Annotated in this window: 6 protein-coding genes; all 6 read left to right on the forward strand. The window is 73.1% G+C overall.

The features are described from left to right. On the forward strand, window positions 1–439 hold a 439-nt coding region (locus tag ACFWM7_RS32380), incomplete at its 5' end, for a TetR-like C-terminal domain-containing protein (RefSeq protein ID WP_383267564.1). A gap of 90 nt (window positions 440–529) precedes the next feature. Next, window positions 530–1810: a VWA domain-containing protein gene (locus ACFWM7_RS32385; RefSeq protein WP_383267567.1), complete on the forward strand. Its 1281-nt coding sequence runs from the start codon at window positions 530–532 to the stop codon at window positions 1808–1810. Beyond that, window positions 1810–2712, forward strand: a complete 903-nt coding sequence (locus ACFWM7_RS32390; RefSeq protein WP_383267569.1) for a hypothetical protein — start codon at window positions 1810–1812, stop codon at window positions 2710–2712. The genes ACFWM7_RS32385 and ACFWM7_RS32390 overlap by 1 nt, the downstream gene beginning before the upstream one ends. Window positions 2713–2811: 99 nt before the next feature. Next, the gene (locus tag ACFWM7_RS32395) at window positions 2812–4392 is read left to right on the forward strand and encodes an aspartate:alanine exchanger family transporter (protein WP_383267572.1); all 1581 of its coding nucleotides are present in this window, start codon (window positions 2812–2814) and stop codon (window positions 4390–4392) included. 63 nt (window positions 4393–4455) lie between these two features. Next, window positions 4456–4911, forward strand: coding sequence for a hypothetical protein (locus tag ACFWM7_RS32400; RefSeq protein WP_383267573.1), 456 nt, complete (start codon window positions 4456–4458; stop codon window positions 4909–4911). A 199-nt stretch (window positions 4912–5110) separates the two neighbouring features. Further along, window positions 5111–6476: cytochrome P450 (locus ACFWM7_RS32405; RefSeq protein ID WP_383267575.1), on the forward strand; the 1366-nt coding region annotated here is incomplete at its 3' end.

Genomic DNA, 6476 nt, shown 5'->3' on the forward strand with positions numbered 1-6476 from the left:
CCTCGACGCCGCGGGCGAGGACGACTGGGCTCCGCCGGACACGGGCTCCCTGCGAGGCGACCTGACGGCCCTCAACGGGGAGATCCATGACTCCTTGGTGGTACGCCCGTCGATCCCGCAGGCCCTGGTGGCCGCCTCATTCCGCTCCGCGCGGGCGGCCGACGCCCAGCAACGGCTGTGGGAGGACCGCTACCAGCGCTGCGAGGCCATCGTCGAGCGCGCCGTCGAGCGGGGCGAACTCCCGCCGGACACGGCCGCACGGCCGCTGCTGATCGCCGCCACCGCGCCCCTCTACCACCAGCTTGTGCTGTTGCGAACCGCCCCCGACCCTCACCTGGCCGCACAGGCGGCGACCACAGCGGCCCTGGCGGCCACGGCCGGCGCGTTCGCCCGCCCGGCCGCCGGGCGACGAGCCCTGACTGCGGACGACGAGCCCTGACAGCGGGCCGGAGAAGCCGTCGGCGACCGGGGCCCCGGACCCTGAAACCTCCAGTTGGGAATACGAACTGATTTTCCATAAGATCCGGCGATGATCACTAGAAAACGGCTGACGACCGGGGTGGGCATAGCGCTCGCCACCCTGGCCGCCGGGCTCGGCACCGCGGTCCCCGCCGCCGCCGACGAAGCCCCCGCCGCCCCCTCCCCCAAGGTCGAGCTGGTGCTCGACGTCAGCGGTTCCATGCGCACCCGGGACATCGACGGCCAGTCCCGGATGGCCGCCGCGAAGCAGGCGTTCAACGATGTTCTGGACGCGGTGCCCGAGCAGGTGCAGCTCGGCATCCGGACGCTCGGTGCGGACTATCCGGGCGAGGACCGCAAGGTCGGCTGCAAGGACACCCGGCAGCTCTACCCGGTCGGCCCGCTGGACCGTACGGAGGCCAAGACCGCGGTCGCCACGCTGGCCCCCACCGGCTTCACCCCGATCGGTCCTGCCCTGCTCGGCGCGGCCGACGACCTGGAGGGCGGCGACGGTTCGCGCCGGATCGTGCTCATCACGGACGGGGAGGACACCTGCGGGCCGCTCGACCCGTGCGAGGTGGCCCGGGAGATTGCCGCCCGCGGCACCCACCTGGTCGTGGACACGCTGGGTCTCGTGCCCAACGCCAAGATCCGCCAGCAGCTGACCTGTATCGCGGAGGCCACCGGCGGGACGTACACCGCCGTCCAGCACAAGGAAGAACTGTCCGGCCGTGTCAAGCAGTTGGTGGACCGGGCGGCCGAGCCCGTCGTGACTCCGGTGGCGACCGAGGGGGCCGGAAGCTGTTCCGCGGCGCCCGAGCTGAAGCCGGGTCTCTACACCGACCGCGCGGAGATCGCCCAGCACCGCTGGTACCGCGTCGACGTGCTGCCCGGTCAGGAGCTGCGCGCCTCGGCGAGCGTCGCGGCCGACCGGGCCGTGGACAACGACTACGGAGTCCTGCTGCGGGCGGTGACCGCGCACGGACGCGAGATCGTCCGGGGCTCCGAAGCCGGGACCGGCCGTACGGATGTGATCTCGTCCGGGCTGCGCTATCCGAAGCCCGAGGTGGAGGACGGTGACGACGGCGACGGCAAGCCCGCCGCCGAGAGCGTCTGCCTCCAGCTCGCCCACTCCTTCTCCGCGCCCGCCTCGGTGAAGAAGTCCCCGGGCCTGCCGGTCGAGCTGACCGTGGGTCTGGTGGACGGCCCGGACAACGCCTCGGACGTGGCCGCCTTCGGGCTCGGACGCGGCTGGTGGCTGCTCGGCGTGCTCGTCCTGACCGGGCTGGTCGCGGGCCTGCTGACCGGCTGGATCTCGCGCTGGCGCGTCGCCGTCTGGAGGACCAACTGATGCGTACGACCCCTCGCCGCACCCGTGGCCTACGACGCGCGCTCACCGGGGCGCTGCTCGCCGGGCTGACCCTCCTCACCACGGCTTCCCCGGCGGAGGCGGACGCCCCGTCGGCGAGCGCGAGCCCCGCCGGGGGCGAGGCCGGGCCCACGGAGGCCGGCACCACGTTCCGTACGGCGACCGCCCTGAAGCAGGGCCAGTCCGGCATCGCCCAGGCCTCCGCCGGCGACTACCTGTACTGGGTGTTCCCTGCCTACGCCGGTCAGCGGCCCACCGTCCGGGCCACGGTCAAGCTGCCCGAGAACGCCGCCCGGCGCGGTACGTCCACCTGGCAGGTCGACGTGTACGACGGGCTGCGCCGCCGCCAGGCCTGCATGTACGGGCACCAGACCAGGAAGGCGGCGGCCGACGCGGCCACCGTCGAACTGTCCTGCGTACTGCGGCCCGTGCGGTCCTGGTCCGAGCCGTGGGGAGACGACCCGCTGCCGGGGAGCTACTACATCCGCCTCACGGTGGTGGACCTGCCCGCCGCCGACCTTGGGCTGCCGGTCGGCGTCCAGGTGGGAACGGGCTTCAAGGAGGTGGGCGGATCCCACGACGGGGACGGCACGCTCTCCGAGCCGTTGGTCCCCGGCGTCTCGGTCGCCTCGGCGAGCGAGACGGACGAGACGGGCGGGACTGACGAGACCGGCGGGACTGACGAGACGGGCGACGGGGGCGCTTCGGACGCGCCTCGGACCGTCGCCGGCGGGGAGCCGGAGGACGGCTGGGCCTCGGGCTGGTGGACCGACCGCTGGCTGTGGACCGTCGGCGGTGGCGTGCTCGCCGCGCTGGCGGCCGTGTTCGGCTACTCGCTGACGCGGGGCCGGGGCCGCCCGGCCCACGTGCCGCCCGGCGTCTGACGGTCCCACCGGCCGCTCCCCGAGTGGCGGCCTCCCCCGGCCTCCAAGATCCTGGCCCCCGACAAGGGCGGGATCTTCGAGGTCGGGGAGGCACGGCCGGTGTGGCAGTTCTTCGCGGACAACCCGTGGGTGGCGGTGTTCGCCGTCATCACGGTCGGCTCGCTGCTCGGTCTGGTGCGCTTCGGCCCGGTCCGGCTCGGCGCGGCCGGGGTGCTGTTCGTCGGCCTCTTCGTCGGGGCGCTGGACGAGGACATCGCCGCCGCCGTGCCGGCCGGGGTCTCGGCGCTGGGCCTGGCGCTGTACGTGTACACGGTCGGCCTGGAGTCGGGCCCCGCGTTCTTCCGTGAACTGCGCGGCCAGCTCCCGGTGATGGCCGGTGCCGTGGTGGCCCTGGCCGTCACCGCGGCGGTGGTCGGCTTCGTCGGACACAGCGGGTTCGGCATCGACGGGCCGTTCCTCGCGGGCGGCTACGCCGGCATCGGGACCACCACCCCGGGCCTCGCCGCCGCCCAGGACGCCTCCGAGGATCCGACGCAGCCCGCTGTGGGGTACGCCATCGGCTACCCGCTCGCCGTCGTCATCACGATCACGTTCATCTCGGCGATCGCGGCCCGCCGCCGCTGGACCGCCCGCCGCGACCCCGACTCGGGGCTGCCGTCCACCCTCGTCACCCGTACGGTCGAGGCGGCCCGGGACATGCGCTGGGCGGACGTGCCGGGCGTCGCCGCGCACCGGGTGCTGGCCAGCGAGTACCGCCCGGTCGGCGGATCCACCCGGGTGGCCCGGGAACTGGACCGCCTCTCCCGCGGCGACCTGGTCGTCCTGGTCGGCGGCGAGGACGACGTACGGACGGCGACCGACGCGCTCGGGGCGCTCGCCCCGCGCCATCTGCTGGACGACCGCAGCAGGGTGGACTACCGGCGGGTCCTGCTCACCAACCCGGAGCTGGCCGGGCACACCGTCGCCGAGCTCGGGCTCGGCGAGAAGTACGGGGCCCTCGTCAGCCGGGTCCGGCGCGGCGACTTCGACATGCTCGCCCACGACGATCTGCTGCTCCAGCTCGACGACCGGGTGCGGGTGGTGATGCCGCGCGAGCGGACGAGCGAGGTCACCACGTACCTCGGGGACACCGAGGCGAAGGTGAGCGAGGTCAGCGCGGTCAGCCTGGGCCTGGGGCTCACCCTGGGCTTCCTCATCGGCACCCCCTCCCTCACCCTGGGTTCCACCACGCTCGCCCTGGGCACCGGGGCGGGCCCGCTGGTGATGGGCATGCTCCTCGGCCGGCTCCGGCGCACCGGCCCCCTCGTCTGGACCCTGCCGACCCGGGCCAACCTGACCCTGCGCCAGATCGGGCTGCTGCTCTTCCTCGCCGTCGTGGGGCTCATCTCGGGCTACTCGTTCCGGGAGAACGCCTTCTCGGTGTTCGGGCTGAAGCTGGTGGCGGTGCTGGCGATCGGCGCGGTGGTCAGCTACACCCTGATGGTGCTGGTCGCGAAGGCGCTGGGGCAGAGCCGGGAGCGGACCATGGGGCTGCTGTCGGGCTATGTCGGCAACCCGGCGATCGTGGCGTACGCCAACAGCCGGGCGAGCGACAGCCGGATCAACAACGGCTACTCGACGCTCTTCGCGCTCGCCATCCTGGTCAAGATCGTCTGCATCCAGCTGATCGTCGGCCTCTGATCCGCTGCCGTACCGCCCCGCCCTAGACTGGGCCCTCCAGCGGCCGTCGCGGAGGGGCACGGGATGAGCGGGACGCCGAGGTATGTACGGTTCCAGAGCACCGAGCGCAGTCCCCGGGGCCACTTCCCGGGCATCTTCGCCCTGGCCAACGGGCTGGCGAGGGAGGACCGTCTCACCGAGGAGCAGCGCCGATTCTGGCGGGCGGGGAACGACTGGTACGACGCCGCGTACCCCGACCCCTCGCGGGTCGACCCGGCGGTGTACGACCCCGCCGTGAACCCGGGGGCGGTCGCCTGGTTCAAGGGGACCGCGACCCATCTGCTGGACCGGATCCCGGGCTACCTCGCACTGCTGGCCGCGCACGGGGTGCCGTGCGAGCGGCTGGAGTCCTCGGATCCCGGCAGGATCGTGTACGAGGACGACGTCCAGATCGTCGTCGTGCCCCGGCCCGGCAGCGGGCACGCGGCGGTCGGCGGGATCGGTGTGGGGCGCGCTCAGGACAGCCGTACGCTCAGCTGACGGCCCGCTTCTTGGTAGCCCAGCGCCTGTGCGACCCGCGACGACCCCGGGGCGACGAACACCGCCGGGCGGCCGGGAGTTCCGAAGGCGGCGGCCGGTTCGGCGGACAGCTCTGGTGGAGCGCCTCCCCCATCCTGTTCGATGAGGATCGAACGGTTGCGCGCCGACAGTGGCGCGCCCCAGGGAGCGGAGTTCCTCGATGTCCACGCAGACCGGTCCGGCGCTCGACACCCCGCCTCGCGGCCACGCGTTCACGCCGGGGCCCAAGGGGCTGCCGCTCGTGGGGAATCTGCCGCAGTTCGGGAAGGACCCGCTGGCCTTCTTCGAACTCCTGCGTGGGCACGGGGACATGGTGCGCTGGCGGTTCGGCCGCAACCGGTGCGTCTTCCTCGCCGACCCCGACTGCATAGGCGAGTTGCTGACCGAGACGGAGCACACCTTCGACCAGCCGAAGCTCGGCATCGCGTTCCGCACGGTGCTGGGCAACGGGATGATCGTGGCGCGCGGCCGGGACTGGCGGCGCAAGCGGTCGCTGGTGCAGCCCTCGGTGCGGCCCAAGCAGGTGAAGTCGTACGCCGCCACGATGGCCGACTGCGCGGTGGAGGTGGCGGACCGGTGGTCGGACGGCCAACGGGTCGACGTCAAGCGGGAGATGGCCGCGCTGACGCAGAAGATCGCGGTGCGCACGATCTTCGGGGTGGACACCCCGGCGGACTCCGAGGCGATGGGCCGGGCGATGGACGTCGCCCAGATGCAGATCGGCAAGGAGTTCGCCGGGATCGGCGCGCTGCTCCCCGACTGGGTGCCGACGCCCGGCCGCGCGCGCATCAAGAAGGCCGCCGCCGTGATCGACGCCGAGGTGGGCCGGGTCGTCGCCCGGCATCGGGACGGCGAGGAGGAACGCCCCGATCTGCTCAGCCGGTTGCTCACCGCCGTCGACGAGAGCGGGACGCACCTCAGCGACGACGAGATCCGCGACGAGACGGTCACGCTGTACATCGGCGGTCATGAGACGACGAGTACGACGCTGGTGTGGGCGTGGTATCTGCTCGGCCGCAACCCCCGGGTCCGCGACGCGCTCGCCGAGGAGCTGGACCGGGTGCTCGGCGATCGGGAGCCCGGCTTCGAGGACTACGCCCAACTGACGTACACCCAGGCCGTGGTGAAGGAGACGCTCCGGCTGTACCCGGCGGTCTGGCTGATCACGGGGGTGGCGAAGGAGGGGGCGACGATCGGGGGGCTGTCGATCGAGGAGGGCACCCGGGTGTGGTGCAGCCAGTGGGCCACGCAGCGCGATGCGCGTTGGTTCCCGGAGCCGGAGGAGTTCCGCCCCGAGCGCTGGGACGCGGAGGGCGGCGACGAGATCGTGGAGTACGCGTGGTTCCCGTTCGGCGGCGGGCCCCGGGTCTGCATCGGTACGCGCTTCGCGATGGTGGAGGCCGTCCTCCTGCTGGCCGTGCTGGCCCGCCGCTTCACCCTGGACGTCGACCCGGGCGAGATCACGCCCGTGACGGGTCTGACGCTCCAGCCGGACCGGGACGTCACGGCGACGGTCAGGGCGCGGT

Source organism: Streptomyces sp. NPDC058375, from assembly GCF_042723425.1.
Taxonomy (GTDB): domain Bacteria; phylum Actinomycetota; class Actinomycetes; order Streptomycetales; family Streptomycetaceae; genus Streptomyces; species Streptomyces durocortorensis.

Coding starts and splice junctions, on each gene's coding strand:
- ACFWM7_RS32385 (WP_383267567.1), top strand. CDS start 530: ATGATCACTAGAAAACGGCTGACGACCGGGGTGGGCATAGCGCTCGCC.
- ACFWM7_RS32390 (WP_383267569.1), top strand. CDS start 1,810: ATGCGTACGACCCCTCGCCGCACCCGTGGCCTACGACGCGCGCTCACC.
- ACFWM7_RS32400 (WP_383267573.1), top strand. CDS start 4,456: ATGAGCGGGACGCCGAGGTATGTACGGTTCCAGAGCACCGAGCGCAGT.